The sequence below is a fragment of the Ruegeria sp. HKCCD6428 genome, assembly GCF_013110595.1.
GTDB lineage: Bacteria > Pseudomonadota > Alphaproteobacteria > Rhodobacterales > Rhodobacteraceae > Ruegeria.
The window spans coordinates 256,521-281,093 of sequence record NZ_WVQX01000003.1 but is presented as its reverse complement, the minus strand read 5'-3'; the positions used below and the strand labels follow the sequence as shown (position 1 = coordinate 281,093).

The 24,573-nt window shown below is 59.4% G+C and carries 21 protein-coding genes and 1 pseudogene; 13 read left to right on the top strand and 9 right to left on the bottom strand.

Annotated elements, in window-relative coordinates:
- Nucleotides 1–276: 276 nt before the first annotated feature.
- The 3 genes from GS620_RS10090 to GS620_RS10080 are packed head-to-tail and all read left to right on the top strand — an operon-like array spanning nucleotide 277 to nucleotide 1,586.
- On the top strand, nucleotides 277–741 hold the full coding sequence (locus tag GS620_RS10090; RefSeq protein ID WP_171206217.1) for a nuclear transport factor 2 family protein: 465 nt from the start codon (nucleotides 277–279) through the stop codon (nucleotides 739–741).
- A 12-nt stretch (nucleotides 742–753) separates the two neighbouring features.
- The gene (locus tag GS620_RS10085) at nucleotides 754–1,374 is read left to right on the top strand and encodes a pyridoxamine 5'-phosphate oxidase family protein (RefSeq protein ID WP_171615605.1); all 621 of its coding nucleotides are present in this window, start codon (nucleotides 754–756) and stop codon (nucleotides 1,372–1,374) included.
- 50 nt (nucleotides 1,375–1,424) lie between these two features.
- A complete protein-coding gene (locus GS620_RS10080) occupies nucleotides 1,425–1,586 on the top strand; it encodes a hypothetical protein (protein WP_171615603.1) in 162 nt (53 codons plus the stop codon).
- Nucleotides 1,587–1,761: 175 nt separating this feature from the next.
- Here the strand turns inward: GS620_RS10080 and GS620_RS10075 are convergent, their stop codons facing one another.
- Complete coding sequence (locus GS620_RS10075) at nucleotides 1,762–2,457, bottom strand: THxN family PEP-CTERM protein (RefSeq protein WP_171615601.1); 696 nt, start codon at nucleotides 2,455–2,457, stop codon at nucleotides 1,762–1,764.
- 257 nt (nucleotides 2,458–2,714) lie between these two features.
- Nucleotides 2,715–3,302, bottom strand: a complete 588-nt coding sequence (locus GS620_RS10070; RefSeq protein ID WP_253283863.1) for a TetR/AcrR family transcriptional regulator — start codon at nucleotides 3,300–3,302, stop codon at nucleotides 2,715–2,717.
- A 140-nt stretch (nucleotides 3,303–3,442) separates the two neighbouring features.
- Here GS620_RS10070 and GS620_RS10065 point away from each other — a divergent pair, with 140 nt between their 5' ends.
- The 8 genes and pseudogenes from GS620_RS10065 to GS620_RS10030 all read left to right on the top strand — a co-directional run bounded on the left by GS620_RS10065 (nucleotide 3,443) and on the right by GS620_RS10030 (nucleotide 14,423).
- Nucleotides 3,443–4,759 carry an NAD(P)/FAD-dependent oxidoreductase gene (locus GS620_RS10065; RefSeq protein ID WP_171615597.1) on the top strand — a complete coding sequence of 439 codons (1,317 nt, stop codon included), beginning with the start codon at nucleotides 3,443–3,445 and terminating at the stop codon, nucleotides 4,757–4,759.
- Nucleotides 4,756–5,658: a bile acid:sodium symporter family protein gene (locus GS620_RS10060; RefSeq protein ID WP_171615595.1), complete on the top strand. Its 903-nt coding sequence runs from the start codon at nucleotides 4,756–4,758 to the stop codon at nucleotides 5,656–5,658. The genes GS620_RS10065 and GS620_RS10060 overlap by 4 nt, the downstream gene beginning before the upstream one ends.
- Nucleotides 5,655–6,587 carry an SDR family oxidoreductase gene (locus tag GS620_RS10055; protein ID WP_152458921.1) on the top strand — a complete coding sequence of 311 codons (933 nt, stop codon included), beginning with the start codon at nucleotides 5,655–5,657 and terminating at the stop codon, nucleotides 6,585–6,587. The genes GS620_RS10060 and GS620_RS10055 overlap by 4 nt, the downstream gene beginning before the upstream one ends.
- Nucleotides 6,584–7,348, top strand: coding sequence for an SDR family oxidoreductase (locus tag GS620_RS10050; RefSeq protein ID WP_171615593.1), 765 nt, complete (start codon nucleotides 6,584–6,586; stop codon nucleotides 7,346–7,348). The genes GS620_RS10055 and GS620_RS10050 overlap by 4 nt, the downstream gene beginning before the upstream one ends.
- A 78-nt stretch (nucleotides 7,349–7,426) precedes the next feature.
- Nucleotides 7,427–9,895, top strand: a complete 2,469-nt coding sequence (locus GS620_RS10045) for a heavy metal translocating P-type ATPase (RefSeq protein WP_171615591.1) — start codon at nucleotides 7,427–7,429, stop codon at nucleotides 9,893–9,895.
- The gene (gene cueR, locus GS620_RS10040) at nucleotides 9,892–10,281 is read left to right on the top strand and encodes a Cu(I)-responsive transcriptional regulator (RefSeq protein WP_171615589.1); all 390 of its coding nucleotides are present in this window, start codon (nucleotides 9,892–9,894) and stop codon (nucleotides 10,279–10,281) included. The genes GS620_RS10045 and cueR overlap by 4 nt, the downstream gene beginning before the upstream one ends.
- Before the next feature lie 95 nt (nucleotides 10,282–10,376).
- Nucleotides 10,377–11,255: pseudogene (locus GS620_RS10035) on the top strand (NAD(P)-dependent oxidoreductase); the annotation flags it as partial.
- Between the two features lie 102 nt (nucleotides 11,256–11,357).
- On the top strand, nucleotides 11,358–14,423 hold the full coding sequence (locus tag GS620_RS10030; RefSeq protein WP_171615585.1) for an aminotransferase class III-fold pyridoxal phosphate-dependent enzyme: 3,066 nt from the start codon (nucleotides 11,358–11,360) through the stop codon (nucleotides 14,421–14,423).
- A 50-nt stretch (nucleotides 14,424–14,473) separates the two neighbouring features.
- Here GS620_RS10030 and GS620_RS10025 read toward each other — a convergent pair whose 3' ends face one another.
- Together GS620_RS10025 and hemP are read right to left on the bottom strand one after the other, a co-directional pair.
- The gene (locus GS620_RS10025; RefSeq protein ID WP_171118670.1) at nucleotides 14,474–14,950 is read right to left on the bottom strand and encodes a hypothetical protein; all 477 of its coding nucleotides are present in this window, start codon (nucleotides 14,948–14,950) and stop codon (nucleotides 14,474–14,476) included.
- A complete protein-coding gene (hemP, locus tag GS620_RS10020; RefSeq protein ID WP_083445319.1) occupies nucleotides 14,947–15,114 on the bottom strand; it encodes a hemin uptake protein HemP in 168 nt (55 codons plus the stop codon). Before hemP ends, GS620_RS10025 begins: the two co-directional genes overlap by 4 nt.
- 206 nt (nucleotides 15,115–15,320) lie before the next feature.
- On the opposite strand from hemP, the gene gph reads away from it, so the two are divergent.
- Nucleotides 15,321–15,980, top strand: coding sequence for a phosphoglycolate phosphatase (gph, locus tag GS620_RS10015; protein ID WP_171615583.1), 660 nt, complete (start codon nucleotides 15,321–15,323; stop codon nucleotides 15,978–15,980).
- Between the two features lie 754 nt (nucleotides 15,981–16,734).
- On the opposite strand, the gene dld is transcribed toward gph, so the two are convergent.
- The 4 genes from dld to GS620_RS09995 all read right to left on the bottom strand — a co-directional run bounded on the left by dld (nucleotide 16,735) and on the right by GS620_RS09995 (nucleotide 22,830).
- The gene (dld, locus tag GS620_RS10010) at nucleotides 16,735–18,414 is read right to left on the bottom strand and encodes a D-lactate dehydrogenase (protein WP_171615581.1); all 1,680 of its coding nucleotides are present in this window, start codon (nucleotides 18,412–18,414) and stop codon (nucleotides 16,735–16,737) included.
- Nucleotides 18,415–18,432: 18 nt separating this feature from the next.
- A complete protein-coding gene (locus GS620_RS10005; protein WP_171118676.1) occupies nucleotides 18,433–19,584 on the bottom strand; it encodes an alpha-hydroxy acid oxidase in 1,152 nt (383 codons plus the stop codon).
- A 12-nt stretch (nucleotides 19,585–19,596) separates the two neighbouring features.
- On the bottom strand, nucleotides 19,597–21,660 hold the full coding sequence (locus GS620_RS10000; protein WP_171615579.1) for a TRAP transporter large permease subunit: 2,064 nt from the start codon (nucleotides 21,658–21,660) through the stop codon (nucleotides 19,597–19,599).
- A 120-nt stretch (nucleotides 21,661–21,780) separates the two neighbouring features.
- Entirely contained in the window at nucleotides 21,781–22,830 is a 1,050-nt protein-coding gene (locus tag GS620_RS09995) for a TRAP transporter substrate-binding protein (RefSeq protein ID WP_152458932.1), read from the bottom strand.
- Between the two features lie 334 nt (nucleotides 22,831–23,164).
- Here GS620_RS09995 and GS620_RS09990 point away from each other — a divergent pair, with 334 nt between their 5' ends.
- A complete protein-coding gene (locus GS620_RS09990; RefSeq protein WP_152458933.1) occupies nucleotides 23,165–23,938 on the top strand; it encodes a FadR/GntR family transcriptional regulator in 774 nt (257 codons plus the stop codon).
- Nucleotides 23,939–24,052: 114 nt separating this feature from the next.
- Here the strand turns inward: GS620_RS09990 and GS620_RS09985 are convergent, their stop codons facing one another.
- On the bottom strand, nucleotides 24,053–24,565 hold the full coding sequence (locus GS620_RS09985) for a hypothetical protein (protein WP_253283872.1): 513 nt from the start codon (nucleotides 24,563–24,565) through the stop codon (nucleotides 24,053–24,055).
- Between the last annotated feature and the right edge of the window lie 8 nt (nucleotides 24,566–24,573).

Sequence of the window (24,573 nt, the reverse complement as noted above, 5' to 3'; positions counted from 1 at the left end):
TACCGTTCTGTACATATTATCATGGAACGTGAAGTACAATGACCTCAGTCCAAAGCATTGTTTTGAAATAGTTTTACCAGGCGCCTTGTCTCACCATGAAATTTCCACTTGCAAAAGTTTACAGATCGGTACACTTTGCCTGTAAGTTAACCGATCTGTACACCCGAGGATTTGACCGATGAAACGTCGCGCCAGCATTTTTCCACCTCAGTACGTCCCCTTCCTTCTGACCATGGCTCTTCTTGCCGCCTCCCTCACCTGAAAGCCTTTTGCGAAATGTCCAGACCCCCCTTGCCCCCCTTCACGTTGGAAACTGCCGCTCAAAAAGTGCGCGCGGCGGAAGATGCCTGGAACAGTCGCGATCCCGACCGCGTGACGCCCGCCTATACGGATGACAGTCAATGGCGGAATCGGGCTGAATTCCTGTCCGGCCACGCCGACATCCACGCCTTTCTGACCCGCAAATGGCGGAAGGAACTGGATTATCGTCTGATCAAGGAACTGTGGGCCTTTGCCGGAAATCGCATTGCCGTACGCTATGCCTATGAATGGCGCGACGACAGCGGTCAGTGGTTCCGATCCTATGGCAATGAAAACTGGGAATTCGCCGATGACGGGCGCATGTCACATCGCCATGCCTCGCTCAACGATCTTCCGATAGCCGAAGATGACAGGCTGTTCCATTGGCCCTTGGGCGAACGCCCTCATGACCACCCCGGGTTGTCCGAACTGGGTCTTTGAAAGGATTTTCCAATGCCCCGCGCTTTTTCCGAACTGACCTTCACACCCGCTGTCCGCGCCCATCAAGAAAGGATGGGATCGGCCAGAACCTATGCCAAGTTCATTGCAGGTGGCCCGCGGCAAGGCCATCTGATCGGAGACCCCGAGAAAGAGTTCATTCAGGCGCGGGACGGGTTCTATCAATCCACCGTGTCCGAGACCGACTGGCCCTATGTGCAGTATCGGGGCGGGCCGACAGGGTTTCTGAAGGTACTTGGCCCTCAGACCATCGGATATGCGGATTTTTCGGGCAATAAACAGTATATCTCGCGCGGGAATCTGGACGGCAATGATCGTATTGCAATGATCCTGATGGATTACGCCAACCGACGCCGTCTCAAGATCCTTGGGCGCGTAGAGTTCACGGAAGGCGAAACAGCGGCCGCCACCCTTTACCCGGAAGAGGCCGAGGGACCGGCCGAACGGGCCGTGATCATCCGCGTCGAGGCATTGGACTGGAACTGCCCAAGCCACATCACGCCGCGGTTCACCGAAGCAGAGTTGCGCCCTCATCTGAACAGGCTGGGGCAGCAGTTGGCAGAGTTGCAGGCGGAAAACCAAAGGCTGAAACAGCAATTGGCAAAGTCAGGTTGACGTTTCAGCCCTCACAGAATTTACGGATTTCAAGAGAAGGGAGTGTCGCAATGGTTCGCTCGGTCTTTCACCTCTCGGCGGCTTGCTTTGCCGGTACTGCCCTGATCGTTTTGATCATCATGTTCGGTTTTTTCGCTTCACCCAGTGCGGTAAGAACATCGCCGCCATCGGTGTTCAGCAAGATTTTGTTCGAACATTTGCAGCAAGAATGATGACCGAGCGTCACTGCGGCAGGAACCCGACAAGCGCGCTTGTCGTTTCAAGCCAATGCCATCAACTCGGGCTCATGGGGCGCTTAGGCTGAAAGGCTGAAGAACCTGGCCTAAAGCGGCCCGGTTCCAGGTCTGCTCTCACCACCAAGAATGGTGAGAGCATAAATAAGCCAGATCAGGCCGTGCTGCGCTTTTTCCGGCGCCCCATCACAAACAAACCGCTGATGCCGCCAAGAAGCAGCCAGCCAGCTGCGGGCAGCGGCACGGGGGCTACCGTGTATTCCCCATACAGCGTTGCGACGTTTTGCATGTTTTCCGTTGTGCTGAAGCCGTTCGAAATGGTGCTGCCGCCGTCCTGAGAGAAACCGAGGACCGAGAACACATAATTCTGTCCACGAAAATTAAAGCTCTGAGAGCCCAAATTGTTGGTAATGGTCACGATGTCATCACAAGGGGTAGCATCCGCCGGACAGTTCGTTGGACGATTCAATGTCTCGTTATGCGTCAGGGCAAACGACGAAGACACCAAAGGGCCACCGCTGATCAATATGTCAACAAGAAGGTCGACGGAGCTTAGGGTTGTTCCCGTGATCGGGAAATTCAGATGCGAGAACTGACCCAGAGCAAAAGCAGTTCCAGGCATCAGACCTGAAATTGGCGTGCCAGTTGGCGTGAAATCGTAACCACTAGAGCTGCTGCCACTTCCCCAGCGAAGAGAAATCGTAGAACCAGAGGTGCTTTCAGTAACGCCGGAACTTGGATTTACGTTTTGCCAAGAGGGCGAGATGCTGGAAATGGTCAGCGCCGACGCACCGCTTGCAGTCATCACACCTGCAACAGCGATCGCAGCTATGTTTCGTATGAATGTCATGTGCCCACCTTACGAACTAATACTCGTTACAAACCACTCTGTGAAAGAGTAGCACAACAGAAACATATTTACAGCTCACGCGCCACATTGACGCCACGTTTTCACCTCAATCAAGGCGAATGACGCCTCAAACAGCGTCAAAGAGGACACAATCGTTCTACCTGCGCTAATTGTCCGGCTTTTGGAAACAGGTATGTAGATGTAGATACAGGGCACCACCTCAACGATTGAACGCACAACCGGCGTCGCGTGAGGGTTCATTCACGACCGGATCGTACCATTGCTTCGATACCGGCGGCGCAAAAGTCCACCAGACGTTCCATGCCTGATACGTCACCGCCCTGCGACAGGGCTTCGACCCGCCATCCACTGTTGAGATGGGCCAGCATCGCCGAGACCGAATAAACCTGGCCACTTGCCAAAACGGCTGGATCGACATCCGGGTAAAGCGTGGCGATCTCGGTGATGAACAACTGGGCGGTGGGGTCGAAACACTCTGCTGCGATATCGCGCCACCTGGGGTCAACCGATACGTGGGCCACCAACCGCCCATATGCCATCCATCCGGGCCCACCCGTCTCAGCCAGGTCCACATAGGGTCGGATAAAGCTGTCCAGAATGCTGTGAAGCGTCAGCGGAGCAACAGCCCTGGCCCTGTTCAATGCGTCGATCCGAAGCTGCGCCAGCGCGTCCGCGCGCCGCGCGACCGTTCGGTAAAACAACTCCTCCTTGCCACCACCATGATGGTGCACAAGACCAATCTGAACCCCCGCCAGTGCCGCGATGTCCCGGATCGACGCACCTTCGAATCCCCGTTCGGCAAAGACGGTTTCAGCCGCATCCATAATCCGCGCCTTGGTTTCAAGCGATCGCTTGGACGGTGCTCTTTGCCTTGGTTTTTCTATGTTTTTTGGACTCATGAATTTCATCTTGCCTTATTTTGGTCGTTCGTTCAAGTTAAGCATCACGAACTTCGGGAGGGTTCATGACACAGACGCGCAACGCATTCGCCCTGATCGGGGCGGGGCCGATGGGTTTGGCCGCAGCCAAGGTGCTCAAGGAACAGGGCGTCGCCTTTCAGGGGTTCGAATTACATTCGGATGTGGGCGGTCTGTGGGATATCGATGCCCCCAGATCAACCATGTATGAATCGGCGCATCTGATCTCTTCAAAGCGCATGACCGAATTCGAGGATTTCCCGATGGATGAGGCTGTGGCCGAGTACCCCTCGCACCGGGCGATGCGCGACTATTTCCGGTCCTTTGCCGATCGTTTCGGCCTGCGTGAAAGCTACAGGTTCAATGCAGAAGTCACCCGGATCACTCCGCTGGGCAAATCCGGTGACGGTTGGCGTGTTGGCTGGCGGGACGCCGAAGGTGAGCATCAGGCTGAATTCGCAGGGGTTCTGATTGCAAACGGCACCTTGTCGGAACCGAATATGCCCAGCTTTCCTGGCACGTTTGACGGCGAGTTGATCCACGCCTCGCAATATCGGTACCCCAGTCAGTTCGACGGCAAGCGCGTGTTGGTCGTGGGCGCGGGCAATTCCGGCTGTGACATTGCGGTTGACGCAATCCATCACGCAGAACGCTGCGATCTGTCGATGCGCCGCGGCTATTACTTCGTGCCCAAATACGTTTTCGGCAAACCGGCCGACACGATGGGCGGCAAGATCCGCCTGCCCATGTGGCTCAAGCGTAAGGTGGACAGCCTCATCCTCAGCTGGTTTGTCGGTGATCCGCAGAAATACGGCTTTCCCAAGCCCGATTACCAGCTGTACGAAAGCCACCCGGTGGTGAATTCGCTGGTCCTGTACCACGCAGGCCATGGCGATCTGCGCATTCGCCCCGATATCGACCGCCTGGAAGGCAAAACCGTGCATTTCAAGGACGGCACGCGCAAAGAATATGACATGATTCTCGCCGCGACCGGATACAAGCTGCACTATCCGTTCATCGACCGGGCCCTGCTGAACTGGCAGGGCGATGCCCCACATCTGTACCTGAACGCGATGCACCCCGAACGGGACGATCTTTTTGTGCTGGGTATGGTCGAGGCCACGGGTCTGGGCTGGCAGGGCAGGCACGAGCAGGCCGAAATGGTGGCGCGCTATATCAAAGGTCTTCAAAAGGGCTGCCCGGTGGCGGCCGATCTGAAATCCGAAAAGCAAAAAGACTATAAGCGCGCCACCGGAGGCATGAGCTATATCGATCTGCCGCGAATGGCTTACTACGTCGACAAGGCCACCTACAGAAAGGCTGTCACCGGGTGGATCGAACGGTTGCGGAAAGCCACCGTATGAGTGGTATCGACGAAATTACGCTGAATTTCAGCCCGGCCTCTCTGACGCTGTTGAATGCGATACTGGCGATCGTGATGTTCTCGATTGCGATCGATCTGACACCAAGGGATTTTGATCGCCTCAGACGCGCGCCGAAGCCAGTGATCGTCGGGCTGGTATCCCAATTCCTGGTCCTGCCGGCGCTGACTTTTGCGCTTGTGTGGGTGACGGCCCCGCGACCGTCAATTGCGCTTGGGCTGATCCTTGTCGCAGCCTGTCCGGGGGGCAATATCTCGAACTTCATTACGCACCGCGCCGGTGGCAATGCGGCGCTGTCGGTGTCGATGACCGCCTTTGCCACCATTGGCGCGATTTTCATGACGCCCTTCAACATTGCGCTTTGGGGCGGGTTGTATCCGCCGACACGCGCGATCCTGCAACAGACCCAGATTGACCCGGTGCAAATCGCAATCCTTGTCGGGTTGATGCTGATCCTGCCTCTGGTCCTGGGCATTGCTCTGAACCAGTGCCGCCCGGCCCTGACCGCACGGATGCGTGCGCCGCTGCAATACCTGTCGATGGGTATTTTTGCGGCTTTCATCTTACTTGCCCTGGGCGCGAACTGGGGGTTCTTCCTCAGTTTTGCCGGGGCTGTTGCCGGGCTTGTGATCCTTCACAACGCCCTGGCGCTGGGGGGCGGTTGGGTTGTGGCCACTCTGACCCGGCTGTCCCCTTTCGATCGCCGCGCCATCACCATCGAAACCGGCATTCAGAATTCCGGCCTTGGGCTGGTTCTGATCTTTGCCTTTTTCCACGGGCTGGGCGGCATGGCCGTCGTGGCGGCGTTCTGGGGCATCTGGCACGCGATCTCGGGGATTGCCCTGGCGTCGCTCATGGCCCGAACCGAGGCCGCGCGATGAGCCGTATCCTGATCACAGGCGCCGCCGGTATGGTCGGGCAGGCACTGTTGCCCGAACTTAAGGGGCACGATGTTTTTGCAACGGATATCAAACGCCCCGACAGCATGCCGGAAAACGTCCACTATCTGCCCTTGGATGTAACGACCGACGCGCCCGCGCGCGCGATCTCCAACGTGAAGCCTGAAGTCATAGTGCATCTGGCCTCCATCGTGACGCCTCCGCCAAAAATGGAACGGGCAGCGGCATATGCGGTTGATGTCGAGGGCACCCGCAAGGTGGTGAACGCGGCCCTTGCAAACGGAGTGCGAAGATTGGTGGTCACATCCTCGGGTGCGGCCTACGGCTATCACCCGGACAACCCCGTGCCCCTGCGCGAGGATGATCCGTTGCGCGGCAACCCAGAGTTCCCGTATTCCGATCACAAAAGGCAGGTCGAAGAGATGCTGGCCGAGGTTCGCAAAGCCGCCCCCGATCTGGAACAGGTCGTGCTGCGCGTGGGCACGGTTCTGGGGGCCGGGTCCGAAAACCAGATCACCGCCCTGTTTCACAAACCCCGCCTGCTGGCCGTGGTCGGCAGCGAAAGCCCGTTTGTGTTCATTTGGACGCATGATCTGGCACGCATCCTGAAGCGCGCGGCAACCGACGGGCCGGACGGCGTTTACAACGTCGCCGGGGACGGCGCGATGGGCGTGACCGATCTGGCGCGTGCGATGGGAAAACCGGTTCTGCGCCTGCCCGCTTGGGCGCTGAAATCGGCTTTGGCCGCTGCACGTCCGCTAGGTCTGTCCCGCTATGGGCCGGAACAGGTGCGATTTCTGCAATATCGACCGGTTCTGGACAACACCGCCCTGAAATCCGACTTCGGTTACACGCCGGAAAAAACCAGCGCCCAGGTATTCGCGCTCTGGCAAAAGCAGGCGGGGCTATGAAGACGGCTGTCATATCCGGCGGGGCGGGCGGTTTGGGGCGGGCCCTCAGCCATGCTCTGCAAAGTCGCGGGTGGCGGGTAGTGCTGCTGGATCTCGATGTTTCAGGTCTGGTCACCGGGCCGAACCAGTTGCCTGTTGGCTGCGATCTGACGGATCCCGACCAGCTTGCCAGAGCAACCCAAAAGGTGATCGCGACCAGCGACAGTATCGATCTGGTCATCTACAACGCCGGTGTCACGCAAATCCGGGGCTTTGAAAAGTCCGACGCGGCCAGCCACCGAACTCTGTTTGACATCAACTATTTTGCGGCCGTTGAAATGGCCCGCGTGTTCTTGCACCCGGTTCGGGCGTCAAAGGGGACACATCTGGCCATCTCATCGGTGGCCGGGTTTGCACCGCTTTACCATCGGACGGCCTATGCTGCCTCGAAACACGCGTTGGAAGGGTTCTTCAAATCTCTGCGCTCGGAAGAAGCCCCTCATGGCGTTGAGGTTCTGATCGCTGCGCCGTCCTTTGTGGCCACCAACCCCGGCAACGCGCAAGAGCAGGCGAATGGCACAGCGCGGCCCGGATCGGCGAAGGACGGGATGGACGAGATGAGCCCCGAGGCCGCCGCTGAAACGATCCTGCGCGGGCTGGACAAATCGCTGCCCATGATCCCGGTTGGCCGCGTGGCGCGCCTGTCCTGGTGGCTCAACCGCCTTTCGCCACGCCTGTATCAGCGCATGATGGAGCGCAACATGCGCGGCGCGGGGCACTAAAAAACTGCCCCAGGCCCTTGACCTTCCCGTCACTGGAACCCCCATCTGGTGAGTAAGGAAACTTCATGGGCGAGTCGCATGGCGAAAAAAGCACTGACAGAGCTGAAAATCACGGGCATGGGATGCGCATCCTGCGTGGGACGCGTTGAAGAGGCGCTGCGTGATGTGCCCGGGGTGGAAACGGCCTCGGTCAACTTTGCAACCAAGTCCGCACAGGTGGCTTTTGACGGGCCGGTTTCGGCGCTGACCAAGGCATTGGACGCGGCAGGGTATCCGGCCGAGACCAGCCGGGCGGATCTGATCATTGAAGGTGTGAACTGCGCCTCGTGCGTGGCCAAGATCGAGCGCGCACTGAAGGCCAGCCCCGGTGTGATCGAAGCGCAGGTCAATCTGGCGACACAAACTGCCGCGGTGACTTACGCTGCTGGGACAACGACGCCACAGGCGCTGGCACAGGTGGTCACCGACACCGGATACCCGGCGCGGCTTCAAGCCGCTTCGACACCCGAAGACCGCGCAGACACTGAAACAGCAGGGCTGACCCGGGCCACTCTGCTGGCGGCCGCTCTTGCCCTGCCCGTGTTCATACTTGAGATGGGCGGGCACATGATCCCCGCCTTCCACCATTGGGTACACGCCACCATCGGTACGCAGACCAGCCAGTTGATTCAGTTCGCCCTGACAACGGCCCTGCTGCTGGGACCCGGTCGTGTGTTCTATTGCAAGGGCATCCCGTCGTTGCTGAGGGGCACGCCGGATATGAACGCGCTGGTCGCGCTGGGAACCGGGGCGGCCTATCTGTATTCGGTGGTGGCCACATTTGCCCCCGGCGCATTACCGATCGGAACTGCCAACGTCTATTACGAGGCGGCGGCTGTGATTGTCGTTCTGATCCTTCTGGGCCGTCTGATGGAGGCGCGCGCCAAGGGCAAAACCGGGGCTGCGATCCGTAAACTGGCGGGCCTTCAGCCCAAAAGCGCGCGGGTCGAAATCGATGGCCGGATAGAAGACCGCCCTATCGCCGAGATTGCGGTGGGCGACATCCTGCACATCCGCCCGGGCGAACGTGTGCCGGTGGATGCCGAAGTGCTCGAGGGCACCTCTTACGTCGATGAAAGCATGATCACGGGCGAGCCGATACCCGTTGGAAAATCAGCTGGCGCGGCTGTTGTCGGAGGAACCGTGAATGGCACCGGCGCCTTGCGGGTTCGGGCGACGCGCGTGGGAGGCGACACGGTGCTGGCCCAGGTCGTTCGCATGGTGCAGCAGGCGCAGGGGGCCAAGCTGCCGATCCAGGGCCTGGTCGATCGGATCACATATCGCTTTGTCCCGGCGGTCATCCTGGTCGCCGTGATCGCCGTCGCGGCCTGGCTGATCTTCGGCCCAAGCCCCGCCCTGCCGCTGGCGCTTGTCGCCGGGGTTTCCGTGCTGATCATAGCCTGCCCCTGCGCCATGGGTCTGGCCACTCCGACTTCGATCATGGTCGGCACCGGGCGCGCGGCCGAACTGGGGGTTCTGTTCCGCAAAGGTGACGCCTTGCAGCAGCTTCAGCAGGCACGCGTCATCGCGCTGGACAAGACCGGGACCCTGACACTGGGCCGTCCAGAACTGGACAATGTTCTGACGGCGAACGGGTTTGACAGGGATGAGGTCGTGCGGCTGGCCGCCGCCCTCGAGGCGCGGTCGGAGCACCCGATAGCTTCGGCGATCACCCGGGCCGGGCCTGCGGCGCTGCCACAGGCGACGGACGTCCTGTCGCTTACCGGGCTTGGCATGCAGGGGCTGGTTGAAGGCCGCAACGTGTTGATCGGGTCGCACCGGCTTATGCAACAACGCGGGATCGACCTTGGCCCCCTGGCAAGCGAGGCAGAGGCCCGCGCCGCCGAAGGGGCTACACCATTGTTCGTCGCATTGGATGGGCAGGCCGCAGCCACGTTGTCTGTGTCCGACCCGGTCAAACCCGGCACGGAAGAGGCGCTGGAGCGGCTCCACCAAATGGGTCTGACCGTTGCCATGGTCACCGGAGACAACGCGCGCACCGCGCAGGCCTTGGCTGATCGGCTGGGGATTGATCACGTCACCGCCGAAGTGCTGCCCGACGGCAAGGTGGATGCGATCACCGCCTTGCGGGACCAGTTCGGTACGCTGGCTTTCGTCGGCGACGGCATAAATGACGCCCCGGCGCTGGCAACGGCTGACATCGGCATCGCCATCGGGACGGGCACCGATGTGGCCATCGAAACGGCTGATGTCGTTCTGATGTCCGGCGATCTGCGCGGGGTTGCAAATGCAACCGAGATCAGCCGCAGAACGATGCGGAACATACGCCAGAACCTGGGATGGGCATTCGGTTACAATGTCCTGCTGATCCCGGTCGCCGCTGGTGCGCTGTACCCGTTCGGAGGCCATCTGTTGTCTCCGGCGCTGGCCGCAGGTGCGATGGCGCTTTCGAGCGTCTTTGTCGTCTCGAACGCGCTGCGTCTGCGTCGCGTTCAAGCCAGCGTGCCGGAAACCCCGATCCCGCCCGCCAAGGAGGTGCACGCATGAATATCGGAGATGTGTCCGCCCGCACTGGCCTGCCTGCAAAGACGATCCGGTACTATGAAGACATCGACCTGATCAAACCGCTGCGCGACGACAACGGCTATCGCCGATTTCGCAATCAGGATGTGCACAAGCTGAACTTTCTGGGCCGGGCCCGGGCTCTGGGATTCACCATCGGGGATTGCCGGACATTGCTGGCGCTTTACGAAGATGAAACCCGCGCCAGCGCGGATGTGAAACAGGTCGCGCGGGATCATCTGGCGCAGATCGAAGCCAAGATCGCCGACCTGAACGCGATGCGCGAGACGCTGAGCCACCTGATCGACGCCTGCGCCGGGGATGACAGGCCGGATTGCCCGATCCTGCAGGATCTGGGCGGGAAGGGCTGACTTGGGGTTGCCCTTTGGGCGCAGCTTTGCTTTGTCTTCGCCAAACATTTCGGCCAGGCACGCACCGCTGAAGCCGACCGAACAGCGGAGAGGATCTCAAAATGGCAAAAGTCGCGTTCCTTGGCCTGGGCGTCATGGGCTATCCCATGGCTGGGCATCTTCAGGCCGCAGGTCATGACGTCACCGTCTACAACCGGACGGCTGCCAAGGCCGAAGCCTGGGTAAAGCAGCATGGCGGATCGATAGCGGCCACCCCGAAAGACGCGGCTGAAGACGCCGAGTTTGTGATGGCCTGCGTCGGCAATGACGACGATCTACGCATGGTTTGCACGGGCGAGGACGGCGCATTTCGCGGCATGTCCAACGGGGCTGTTTTCGTCGACCACACCACGGTTTCTGCAAAGGTCACACGGGAATTGTACGCTGCCGGCCAATCACAGGGTATCGCCTTCGTGGACGCGCCGATCTCGGGCGGCCAGGCAGGCGCCGAAAACGGTGTTCTGTCAATCATGTGCGGCGGAGATCAGGCGGCGTATGATGCGGCTGAACCGGTGATGCAGGTCTATGCGAAGATCTGCCGCCGCATCGGGGACAGCGGCGCGGGCCAGATGACCAAGATGTGCAACCAGATCGCCATCGCAGGGTTGGTTCAGGGGCTGAGCGAAGCATTGCACTTCGCCGAGAAGGCCGGGCTGGACGGAAGGGCCGTGGTCGAGGTGATCAGCCAGGGCGCGGCGGGCAGCTGGCAGATGGCAAACCGGTATGAGACCATGCTGGATGATCAGTTCGAACATGGCTTTGCCGTCGACTGGATGCGCAAGGATCTGGGCATCTGTCTGGATACCGCCAATGAAACCGGTGCGTCCCTGCCCGTCACCGCTCTGGTCGATCAGTTTTACAAAGATGTTCAGAAACTGGGTGGTGGCCGCTGGGACACCTCGTCGTTGATCAAGCGCCTGCGGGCCATGGGGTAACGCGGGGGGCTGTCTGCCCCCCATCGCGCCAAGGCGCGATTCCCCCCGAGGATATTTTGGCCAGATGAAGAGGGCTCCGGCGCGTTCGGAGCGGAGACGGGAATGGACGATTTGAGTGCTTTTTGGACGGCCGCGCTGCGGCAGCTCTGGGGGCTGGACGCCCGTTTGACGCGGTTGGATGGTGAATATGATCTGAACTTTCGGGTGCACGCCACCAATGGTCAGGATTATGTGCTGAAAGCCATGCGGGCCGGATGCGATGCGGATCTGGTTGATTTGCAAATCAAGGCGCTGGCGCATATCGCTTCTGAGGCACCGGGGTTGCCGTTTCCCAAGGTATTCCCTGATTTGACCGGCGCAATGCTGCCAGAGATTGCCGATTCTGAAGGACAGCGCAGGCTGGTTTGGCTGTTGGAGTGCCTGCCGGGCCAATGTTACGCGAAGGCCGCCCCAAAATCCGAAGAGCTGATCCTGAAACTGGGCCGCGTATTGGGGGCAACCGACCGGGCCCTGGAAGGGTTTGAGCATGAAGGGTTGCACCGGGCCGGTTTCAAATGGGACCTGATGCAGGCGGGCTGGATTGCTGACAAGTTAAACGCGATCTCTGACCCCGCGCGGCAGGCACTGCTGACGGAAATCTGTGAGGGGTTCGCTGCAATCGCGGATGTCCTTGCGGACCTGCCGAAACAGGCCATCCACAATGACGCCAATGACTACAACATTCTGGTCGAAGGGGAACTGAGCGAGCGGCGGCGGATCTCGGGCCTGATCGATCTGGGCGACATGTGCGCCGCGCCGCGCATCTGCGATCTGGCGATTGCCGGCGCGTATGTCGTGCTGGATCACCCCAAACCGGAACGGGCACTGGCTGCGTTGGTAAAGGGCTATCACGCGGCCAATCGGCTGCGGGCGGATGAGGTTGACCTGATCTGGCCGTTGCTGAGGATGCGGCTTGCCGTGTCGGTCGTCAACTCGACCCTGATGACGGCCGAGAATCCGGATGATCCCTATGTGACGATCTCTCAGGCGCCCGCTTGGCGGTTCCTTGAGAACACATCCGTCAATGGCGGGCTGATGTCGGCGCGGTTGCGGGCGGCTTGCGGCTTGCCCGTGGTTGATGGGGCTGAACGCATCCACGCCTATCTTCAGGAACACCGGGGACATTTTGCCGACATGTTCGGCCAGGACCTGGGCGGTGTGCCCATGGGCTCGCTTTCGGTCGAAAACTGCGTCTGGCCGCAAGACCCATTCCACATGCCTTTGGCCGAGGCCGCGCGCGTTGGCGAGGAATACGGGCAGGACCTGTGGCTGGGTTACTATAACGAGCCCCGCCTGATCTATGCCGAGCCGGGGTTTCGCAAGGGCCCGTGGAAAGCCTCGGACCGGCGGACGGTTCATCTGGCCGTGGATGTGTTTGCGCCTGCCGGGACGGTTCTGCATGCACCGATAAGCGGCCGGGTCGAAGTGGTCGAAAACCGCGACCAGCACCTTGATTACGGCGGGGTGATCATCCTGCATCACGAAACGCCTGAAGGCGACCCGTTCTATACGCTCTATGGCCATCTGGATCCGGAATGCTGTGACCGGCTGAAACCGGGCGACCCGGTGGCACAGGGGGCCGCGTTTGCGCGGTTGGGCGATGCCGGCCAGAATGGCGGATGGGCCCCGCATGTGCATTTCCAGCTGGCCCTGACCACCGATGGCATGGAAGCGGATTGGCCCGGTGTGGGAGACCCGGACGAACTGGAGCTGTGGCACGCGGTCTGCCCGAACCCGGCGGCGTTGCTGAACCTACCGGATGACAAGGTGTTCTATCACCCCACTGACAAAGCGGACATCCTGCACAAACGGCGGGCGCTTTTCGGGGGCAACTTATCCCTGACCTATGACGATCCGGTCATGCTGGTGCGCGGCTGGAAGCATCACCTGTTCGACGAATGGGGACGCCCTTATCTGGATGCCTACAACAACGTGCCGCATGTGGGCCATGCCCATCCGCGCATTCAGGCCGTGGCGGCGGATCAGCTGAAGCGGATGAATTCGAACACCCGCTATCTGCATCCGGCACAGGTGGAATTTGCCGACAAGATCCTGTCGAAGATGCCGGATTACCTACAGGTCTGCTTTTTCGTCAACTCGGGCACCGAGGCAAACGAACTGGCCCTGCGGCTGGCCCGCGCCCATACCGGCGCAAAGGGGATCGTGACGCCGGATCACGGCTATCACGGGAACACGAACGCTGCGGTGGCGATCTCGGCCTACAAATTCAACAAACCGGGCGGCATCGGGAAAGCCGACTGGGTTGAACTGGTCGAGGTTGCCGATGACTATCGCGGGTCATTCAGGCGTGACGATGCGGACCGGGCGCAGAAATTTGCTGATCTTGTCGATCCGGCGATTGCCGCCCTCCGGGATCGGGGACAGGGCGTGGCCGGGTTCATCGCGGAAACCTTCCCGTCGGTCGGCGGCCAGATCATTCCACCCAAAGGCTATCTGCCTGCGGTTTACGAAAAAATACGTGCTGCGGGGGGTGTTTGCATCGCCGATGAGGTGCAGACAGGTCTGGGACGGCTGGGTGAGTATTACTTTGGCTTCGAACACCAGGGCGCGGTTCCGGATATCGTGGTGATGGGCAAGCCAATCGGAAACGGGCACCCGCTGGGCGTGTTGGTGACAACCCGCGAGATCGCGGACAGCTTCAACAACGGGATCGAGTTCTTTTCGACCTTTGGCGGTTCAACCCTGTCCTGCCGGATCGGCAAAGAGGTGCTGGATATCGTCGATGACGAAGGGTTGCAGGACAATGCCCGCCGGATGGGGGATCGTCTGATGGCGGGACTGCGCCAGATCGAAGCCGACTTTGGTTGCGTTGGCGACGTGCGGGGTATGGGGCTGTTTCTCGGCGTGGAACTGATCAACCCCGATGGAAGCGAAGGCACCGAGATTTGCAGCTATGTCAAAAACCGGATGCGCGATCACCGCATCCTGATCGGCAGCGAAGGGCCCAGGGACAACACCCTGAAAATCCGCCCGCCCCTGACCATCGAGGCCGAGGATGTTGACATGATCCTGTGGGCGTTGCGGGATGTGTTGTCCGAGGTGGGCGACTTTATCCCTGCCCCTGTTTGCGATCATGACCATCACCATGCCGGATGCGGGTGCTGCTGAACGAAAAAACCCCGGCGCATCGCCGGGGTTCAACCGTTTCACACACAGGGTCAGTGGAGCACGGCCGAGGGGGTCTGGTGGCCGGTGGTCGGCATTTTGAAACCTGCGGTCATACGTCTGAGAGTCAGCCCCAGTTCTTCCGACAGGGATGCCAGCGCGGGGGCAAAATCCGGACGTACGATCAAAGACGCCAGCATCATCGCATCTTCACGCGCCCCTTCGGACGCTGCCGCGATCATCTGTGCAAAGCAATTCTCATCCGCGCCAAGGCATGCACATCCAAGACCATGCCGGATCAGGGGGCGACGGCCATGGGCGGCGCATAGCGAGCACAAGCGATCCAAAGTCAGCATTGCCGCACGCCCGCAATCCGCGCCCAGCGCGACTTGGAAATCGCTGGCAGCGTCGGCACGACCGCCCTCGCCTTCGCTCCACATCCGCAGGTACATCACGGCACCCGCTTCGATGGGATCGAGATCGGCAAGGCGGCCAACCGCTGCGCCGCCGCGCTTTAAAGGCGCGCTCATTTCGTCAGGATCAGTTTGCCTGCACGGGTGATGCGCAGGGTATAGAGTTGATCGCCAAGTTCTATATGGGCCAGGTTGCCGCCCTTGGTCAGATCCTCGGCCTTGTGCGCGGGAAGCATCGAGACAGCGTAACCTTGGGTTGGGGTCGGGTTCTGTACGTTCATCGGGACATCTCCAGAGCGTTTCGGCATGGTGCCATATCTATCGCGTTTCAATTGATCTGGCTGACCCCGAAAGGGTTGGCTTTCTGTTCCTGTCACTTAATCTGATTATTTTAGTAAGGATTGTCAAGCATCGTTTTGAAACAGGCGATTGCCCCCCGGTACAGGGCGCGTTAGGTCTTGGGTCGGGCGATGAAGGGCAAGCAAACATGACCGCAGCAGTTGTATTCGATCTTGACGGAACGCTGGTGGACAGCCTGGGCGATCTGGCGGCGGCGGCCAACCGCACGCTGAACGACGTTGGGCATGATCCATTGGCGACGGATATCATCAAAGGATTCGTTGGCAACGGTTTACCCAAGCTGGTCGAACGCGTGATCCGGCATTGCGGACTGCCGCTGGATCGCCACGCGGAACTGACCCAACTGACCCTCAAACACTACAATTCCGCGGCCAGCGAAACGACTGTTCCCTACCCCGGCATCCCAGAGGCACTGGCCAAATTGCAGCAAATGGGATGCGTTCTGGGCGTCTGCACCAACAAACCCGAAACACCGGCGCGGCATGTGCTGGAGGCACTGAACCTGTCCCGGTATTTCGACGTGGTTCTGGGTGGCGACAGCCTTTCGACGCGAAAACCGGATCCCAACCATCTGTTCGCAAGCTTCGATGCGCTTCAGACGTCCGGCCCACGTTTGTTCGTCGGCGACAGCGAAGTTGACGCGGAAACGGCTGCGCGTGCGAAGATCCCGTTTTTGCTGTTTACAGAAGGATACCGGAAGACGCCGGTCGCCGAAATTCCACACACCCTGGCCTATGGTGCATCACAAGATTTGCCCGCCCTCGTCGCCGAATTGATCAAAAGCTGACGCCGGTCGCGAAGATCATCGCGCCCTTCGACGCCCGTAGCGATCCGCATGGCCACCGACCCCGACTGCCATGACCCCCAAAAGTTAAGAGGGGCCGACCGAGGGGGTGTGGCCAGCCCCTCATCGGGGAAAGTTAATACCGTGTGTGTTTGTGTGGTAAGTACGGTAAGGTATGTTTACCCCTGTTTGTCGCGGCGCGAAATTGGGGGTTTCCCGTAGTTCCCCAAAAAACGCGAAAAATAAGGGATAAATGGCGTTTTTCCGGCCCCGGTCATCTGCAAATTTTCGCATGCAAGACGGGCTTCTGGCCCGCAGCTTCGCAGGGATGATCTGCAAGCCGATTGCAAGCCAAGGGTAACCCTAGGAAAACCTGTCAGAAATCACGCGACCCTGAAATTACCTGAACAGAAAGGTGCTCTGTCAATTGACCGCATGAACCCGTCGGTTCAAATCCCGGACAGCCTGACAAATGCGTGTTTGTGATACTCAAAACCAAACGGCTTGCGTCAAACGCGGCTGAATTCCGCGTCTCTACGCGAGATTCCTTGCCGAGTCCGACGACCCCGACTGCGCTGTCCGAATCTTCCCTATTCCTGACAAGCGACGTTCATTCGGTTCTGGCAGCCTTCTGCGCGGCAGATGCTTGCGGGGTTGCGCTCAGGATATCAGACAGTCGGGCACCAACACCCTTTTCATCAGAACCCGACGAATCTGTCGGCCGTTTTCACAGCACCCTGCCGTGCAGGAAAACCGGCTATTGGTAATTCTTCGCCTTGGACATTTTGCCGATACCCGGATTGAACGCGTTGGTCGGGTCACAGCATTTGTAATGTGCCGCCAGGTCCGGCTTGGCCTTGTAAAGGTGCCCCACGTTATGTTCAGCAGGGTATTCCGCGCCGCGTTCGTCAAACAGTTTCAACATTGCGGCCTTCAGAGCTTTTGGGTCAGCCCCTTTTTTGACTATGTAGTCCTGATGCATTACGTGGCACATGAAGTGCCCGTAATAGAGTTTGTGAACCAACTGGTCTTCGATCTCAGGCGGCAGCTTCTCCAGCCAGTCCTGGTCGTTGCGGCGCAGTGCGACGTCAAGTGCAATGATATCTTCGACGTCGTCCGAATGGATCGCCATGTAACGCACCGCCGCGCCTGCCGCCGCAAAACGATGAAGGCCCGCGATCCTTGCCTCTCGCGCATCACATTCGAAAAATCCGCCATCCCGGCCACTCAGAAATCGCGGCAACCACTCAGCAGCCTCGGACACACCTTCATCCTTCATTTTCAGGATCAAGTGATGTTCGAACTTGTCGCGAAAATCCGTCATCCGTTTGGGCAGGACACGGGGCCACAAAGCTATTGCTGCCTGCATGAAACGATCAGTGAAATTTCGCAAAAACGGAATGCGCCGCAGGCGTGCATCCACGGCGCCTTTCATCGCAAAGAACATTGGCAGACGGTCCGTGCCAAGCTTGTCGATCATCACGACCGTGTCCTTGCCATAGCGTGCTGCAATATCGAACGCTTCGCGATGCATGTATTCGGCCGAAACCGGCAGCGATTTGAACTCTGACAATATGTGGCGCCGCAGGTCCGCCAGATCGTCGGGATTGTTGGTGCCCACATAGAACACCTTCTCGACCTCGTTCTTGGGAAAGGTGTCAAGGCGCACGGCAAAAACGGCCAGCTTCCCGGCCGAGCCCGAAGATTCGAAAAGCTTGGCCTTGTCCGCATTGAACCGCGCAGGCGTTTCCGCATTCACGTCCCGCACGATCTGTGCGTAGTCGCTGGCCGACGCGCGTTTGTTGGTTGCCCCGGGATTGCGTTCGAACCTGCCTGCATCGAGGTTTGCAAGGATCTCTTCCGGCGTGCTGCCCAGATCGATGCCCAGATGGTTGACCAGTTCCAATTCACCCTGTTCGGTGATTTGGGCATAGACGGAAAGTTCCGTGTAAACCGGACCGCGCTCTACCAGAGAACCGCCGGAATTGTTGCATACCCCACCCACGATCGACGCGCCGATGCAGGACGAACCGATCACCGAATGCGGCTCGCGTCCGAACGGGGCCAACAGTTTTTCCAACGCAAAAAGCGTGGCGCCCGGAAAGCTGACGATCTGCTCTGCGTCGTTCAAGGGCACCAGAGTATCCATCCTACGCGTGTTGATCAGAACTACGTCACGGTCATAGGTGCCGGACGGCGTAGACCCTTCGGTCAGGCCAGTATTGGCCGCCTGCATGATGACGATCTTGTCGGCTGCAACGCAGGCTTGCAGGATCTTCCATTGCTCCAGCAGGGTCCCCGGCTGAACGACGCACAGCGCCTCACCCTCGCCCGAGCGGAAACCGCGCCGAAAGCGCTCTGTCGCGCGCTCTCCAATCAGCACGTGACGCGTACCGACGATAGAGCGGAAATGTTTGATCAACGCGTCATTGGTCATATCGGCCCCCGTTTCGGGTTAGGGATTGCGGAAACGAATATTTTCGCGGCTGAGCTGGCCAACACTGGTGACACCCATCAGCTTCATGTCGCGCTCGATCTCGGCACGCATCAGCCCAAGGGCCCGTTCGACCCCAGCCTGCCCCGCGGCAGCCAGAGGATACAGGTAGTGCCGCCCGATACCCACGGCTTTGGCCCCGATCGACAGCGCCTTAAGCACATGGGTGCCACGCTGAATGCCGCTGTCCATCATCACGTCCAGCTTGTCGCCGACGGCATCGACAATCTCGGCCAGTTGATCGAACGGCGTGCGCGATCCGTCCAGTTGGCGGCCACCGTGGTTCGACAGGATGATGCCGGTGCAACCGATCTCAGCCGCTCGTTTGGCATCCTCGACGGTCATGATCCCCTTCAGGCAGAACTGACCATCCCAGTCGCGCACCATCTGCGCCACGTCATCCCAGTTCATAGACGGATCGAGCATATCGGTGAAATACCCGCCGATCGAGCTGGCCCCACCGCCCATATCCACATGTTCTTCAAGCTGAGGCAGCCGGAACTTTTCATGGGTGACATAGTTGATGCCCCACATCGGCTTGATCGCAAACTGTATCATGCCGCCCAGCGTCAAGCGGAACGGGATCGAGAACCCCGTGCGCAGATCACGCTCGCGGTTGCCGCCGGTGATGCTGTCGACGGTCAGCATCATGACTTCGACACCGGCCTCTTTGGCACGCTGCATCATGGCGGCGTTCAACCCGCGATCCTTGTGAAAGTAGAATTGATAGACCTGCGGGTTCTTGTGTTTTTGGCGCAGCTCCTCCAGCGAGACGGTTCCCAGAGAGGAAACTCCGAACATGGTGCCGTATTTCTCGGCCGCCGCCGCGACGGCGCGCTCACCCTGATGGTGGAATAGGCGTTGCAACGCGGTGGGTGAGCAATAGACCGGCATGTCCAGCTTCTGCCCCATCACAGTGACGGACATGTCCACGTCCGAAACCCCACGCAGGACCGAAGGCAACAGATCGCAGCGGTCGAACGCCTTGGTGTTTTCCCGGTACGTCACCTCATCATCCGCGCCACCGTCGATGTAATTGAAGATCGGCCCCGGCAGTCGTTGCTTGGCCAGCCGCCGGAAGTCGTGGAAGTTATGACATTGGCTCAGGCGCATCCGATAAGCTCCTTAGTAGGCGACCGACGGCAACCAGGTGGCAAGGGTCGGCCACAGAAACACTAGCGCCAATCCGGTCAATTGCAGCAGGACAAATGGGATGATGCCCTTGTAGATATGCGTCAGCTTGATCTCTGGTGGGCAAACACCTTTGAGATAGAACAAGGCAAAGCCAACAGGCGGCGTCAGGAAGCTGGTTTGCAGCGTCACCGCAACCAGGATCACAAACCACACCAGCGCCGGTTCATCCAGAACGCCAAAGCCGGGGATATCGATGCCCAGACCGTTCACGATGGGGCGCATCAGGGGCAGCACGATCAGCGTGATCTCGATCCAGTCCAGTACGAAGCCCAGCAGGAAGACGATGAACAGGATGAACAGAATTGTCCCGCTGGCGCCAAAGCCGGTGGATTGCACCACGTGTTCGATCAGCTCATCCCCGCCCAACTCGCGCAGGACATAGGAAAACACAGTCGCACCGAGGAAGATCGCAAAGATATAGGCGGTGGTGTTGAAGGTCGACACCAACACGTTCCACAGTTTGGCAAAGGTCAGCTTGCGATAGCCCAGCGCCAGCAGGGTCGCACCCAAGGCACCGATGCCGGACGCTTCGGTTGGTGTGGTCAGACCGGCAAAGATCGACCCCAGCACGGCCAGGATCAGCATCAGCGTCGGGATGACTGCGATCAGCACGTCCTTCACGGCTGCCCAGTCGGGGGCTTTCGCGCCTTCGGGTACGGGGGCCGCGTCGCGTTTCACCAGAGCCAGAATGAAGATGTAGGTCAGATACAAGGCGCCGATGATCACGCCCGGGAAAACCGCGGCCATGAACAGGTCTCCGACGGACAGCGCCATCTGGTCGGCCATGATCACCAGCATGATTGAGGGCGGGATCAGGATACCCAGCGTGCCAGAGGCCGAAACCACGCCCGCCGCCAGCGTCGGCTGGTACTTCTGCTGCATCATCGACGGCAGCGACAGCACGCCCAGCAGAACAACCGAGGCACCAATAATGCCGGTCGAGGCCGCCAGAATGATCCCGATCAGGGTCACGGTGATGGCCAGTCCTCCGCGCACCGTCCCGAACAGGCGCTGCATCGAGGACATCAGACGCTCGGCCACTCCGGATTCGTCCAGCATCAGCCCCATGAAGATGAACATCGGCAGGGCAACCAGAACCGCGTTGGACATGGTCGCGTAGACCCGGTTCACCACCGCGCCAAGCGTCAGATAATCAAGCCCGGTAAAGGTGCTTTCCAACCCGGTCCACAGCATCAGATCGTTGTCGAACAGATAAGCCAGACCGCAATAGGCGACGCCGACACCGGCCAGCACCCACGCCACCGGGTAACCGGTGAACAAAAGCGCGATGAAGGTCAAGAACATCGCTATGACCAGCTTTTCCTCGGTCGTTTCGACAAGGAAGGTCAAGCCAACGCAGACGGCTGCGAATACCGCCAGCACCAGAAGAATACGGCGCAGCGGGGCGCCTTCACGTTCCGAGGCCGGCCCGTAGAGCAGCGCGTGCCCGTCATGGATCAGCCGCGCCAACGCCGCCAGAGCCAACAGCACAAAGCTGATCGGGATAACCGCCTTGAAAGCCCAGCGTGCAGGCAGGCCAGTTGGGCTGTCCGAGCGTTCGTTGACGCGGAAGCTTTCGTAGAAATAATCATAGCCCTGATCGACCATCAGATAGATGAACGGGGTCAGCAGGGTCAGGATGCCGATCACCTCGATGATCCGCTGCGCGCGGCGCGAAAGCTGCATATGCAGGACGTCCACACGCACATGGCTGTCGGTGATCAGGGCATACGAGATGCCGATCATCGTGACGATTCCATAGAAATGCCACTGGATCTCATCCAGTTTCGGGTAGTTCTGGCTGAACAGGTAGCGCAACGAGACCTGTGCGAAGATCGCGCCCATCAGCAGGACATTGGCCCACATGACGACATGACCCACAGCCTTGACCCCGGCGTCGATCGCGACGGCGATTTTCTGGCGGTCGGAATCGGGGTGTTCCAGGATGCCTTCATAGGCTTCGACCGGATCGTTGAGGTTCTTTTGGGTGGTCATGGTCATTCCTCGCTCAGCAACCCGGAATACGGGTAGTGAAAGGTTAGAAAGTCCGAAGATCGAAAAGCAGGAACCGGAGCGGCGGATCGGGCCGCCCCGGCAACGTCAGTGAGGGAGAGATTACTGACGTGGGAGGAAGGCGTTCGTCTTCCAGAGGTTATAGCCGTCACGGAATTCGTTCATGTCGGCCAGAACCTTAGCAAAGAAGGCATCATTGGCGGCTTCTTCTGCGGCAACCTCTTCCCAGGTCGCGCGGAAGGTATCCAGCATCTCGGGCGACCACTGCTTGATGGTGACGCCGTTGTTTTCAACGTTGTCGATCAGGGCCGCGTGCTGGATGGCTTCGCCTTCGGCAAAGCTGTCCGCCATCGAAGCCTTGCAGGCGCTTTCGATGATTGCCTTGTGCTGATCGCTGGTTTCGTTCCAGACGTCCTTGTTGATCAGCAGTTCAAACACGGTCGCCTGCTGATGCCAGCCAGGGAAATAGTTGAACTTGACCAGCTTGTGGAAGCCCAGGCGCGCGTCGATGGCAGGCATTGAAAACTCGGTCGCGTCAATCGCGCCTTTTTCCAATGCGGGGAATATCTCGCCACCTGGCAGCAGCGAGGTCGCCACACCCAGTTTCTGCATCACCTTGCCGCCCAGACCAAAGAAACGCATCTTCAGCCCGTTCAGGTCTTCGGGCGAATTGATCTCGGACGCGAACCAGCCCGAGGTTTCCGGCGCGATAATGGCGCAGGGCAGTACTTTGACGTTGTAACCGGCCTGATCATACATCTCCTGATACAGGGTCATGCCGTTGCCATAATACAGCCAAGCCATGTATTCGCCCGCCTCGGGGCCGAACGGAACGGCCGAGAACAGCGGCGCAGCCGGGATTTTACCGGCCCAGTAACCAGCCGTGGTGTAACCCGAGTTGATCTTGCCGGTGGACACAGCGTCCAGAATTTCAAAGGGCGGCACCAGTTTTCCCGGCTCGTACACCTTCATCTTCAACGTGCCACCGGACATCAGTTCCAGCTGATCAGCCACACGTGGAATAGGCGAACCCAGGCCCGGCAGTTCGGTCGAAAAGGCAATCGGTGTTTTCAGCAGCAGCTTGTCCGCCGCAACTGCGGGTGCCGCCAGCAGGCTGGCGGCCACGGCCAGGCTTGTCAGGGTCTTCTTCATGAAATCTCCTCCAGGGTTGGTCGGGTTTTCTCCGATCAGTGGCGCAGGCTCTTCCAGCGCCGCTCCGGTGGTAAACTAACTTTACCAGCTTAAACCAGTCAATAACTTTGTTTACCACTGGCGCTAACCGAAACTGGAATCTCGCCTTCTACAAGCCCTGCAAAATCCCGATATGACTGCATCAAAAACTAACAGATTCTCCAAAAATCATTCAGAAACAGACACGTAATTCACGTTCGGGAAGAACAGCCTCGCGCTTGAAATCTGAACGGATATGGTTATCTTTGTTTACCAGTTATTCTGGTTATTTCAGCGTCACACGGGGCAATATCTCATGAACACCACGGCGATTTTTGAACCGGTTGGACACGAATCGCTGGCTGATGCGGTGGTTTCACAGGTCGAGGACCTGATCGCTTCGGGCATCCTGAAGCAGGGCCGAAAACTGCCTTCCGAGCGCGATCTGGCCGAGATGTTGCGCGTGTCGCGCCCGAAGCTGCGCGAGGCCCTTCAGGTGCTGGAAGAACGCGGGCTGGTCACAACGCAACACGGTGAGGGAACATTCGTCGCGGCCCTGACCGGACAAGCCATGATGCCCGCGCTTCTTGCTTTGTACGAACGTCACGAGCCGGCTTTCTTCGACTATCTGGAGTATCGCCGCGAGCAGGAAGGTTTCGCGGCCCGGCTTGCCGCACGTCGCGCCACCAAGGCAGACAAGGAACGGATTTCCGAGATCCTTGATGAAAACGAGCGTGCCTGGCAGGAGCAGGACGCCAAGGCTTCGCAAGAGGCGGACTTTGCGCTGCATTCCGCGATTGTGGATGCCAGCCAGAACGCGACCCTGATCCACATGATGGCGTCGATCTACGAACTCACCCGCAAGGGCGTTTTCTACAATCGCGACTTCCTGCGCACGATTGACGGGACCGGCGAAAAGTTGCTGCAACAACATCTCGAACTTGGACGCGCGGTGATCGAAGGGGATGAGAAGCGGGCCGAAAAAGCGGCAAAGGATCACATCGACTTTGTTGAAGAATCTTTCAAACTCGGGATCGAGCAGCGGCGACGCGAAGCCATGGCCGAAAAGCGCCGGATACTGTCACGCTGACGGCTTTGCCACCCATTTGCCCTTCTGATTGCGGGGCCCCAGTCCCCGAGGTGGCCGCGAAAGGCACCTGTTTGGCGATTTGCGACCGGTTTCCAAACTTGCCCGATCCGGCTGTCAGATATCTTCTCCGGGCGGTTCCAGAAAGCCGCCTGGCTCCAACAAGGCCCGCTCGGACAGCCACGGGTTGAGCTCAAGTGCCTCGGACAGTGCTGCACGCGCGTCTTCCAGGCGTCTCAACCCCATCAGGGACAAAGCCCGCCCACTCAGCGCACCGATATGGTTTGGCGACATTTCGATCGTGACATTCAGGTCGCGCAATGCCGCGTCAAAATCCTGCCTCAGATAGTTTACGAAAGCACGCTGATTGTAGCCTTCGGCGTAATCCGGGCAATATTCGACAAGTTGGTTGAAATCGTCCAATGCGCCCGACAAATCCCACGCCTCTCGTCGCGCCATTCCTCGATCCAGCAGGGTCTGCGACCGGGCATCCGGCGCGTCTGTCCAAAGTTCCCACATTTTATTCGAGATGATCCGGGCGTCGCTTTGCGATTGCGCCTTTTGGACCTGCTTGATCAGCGCATCCACCCCTTCGATATGATCCGGAGCCGTGGGGCATGTCTCGGCCATGGCCGAGC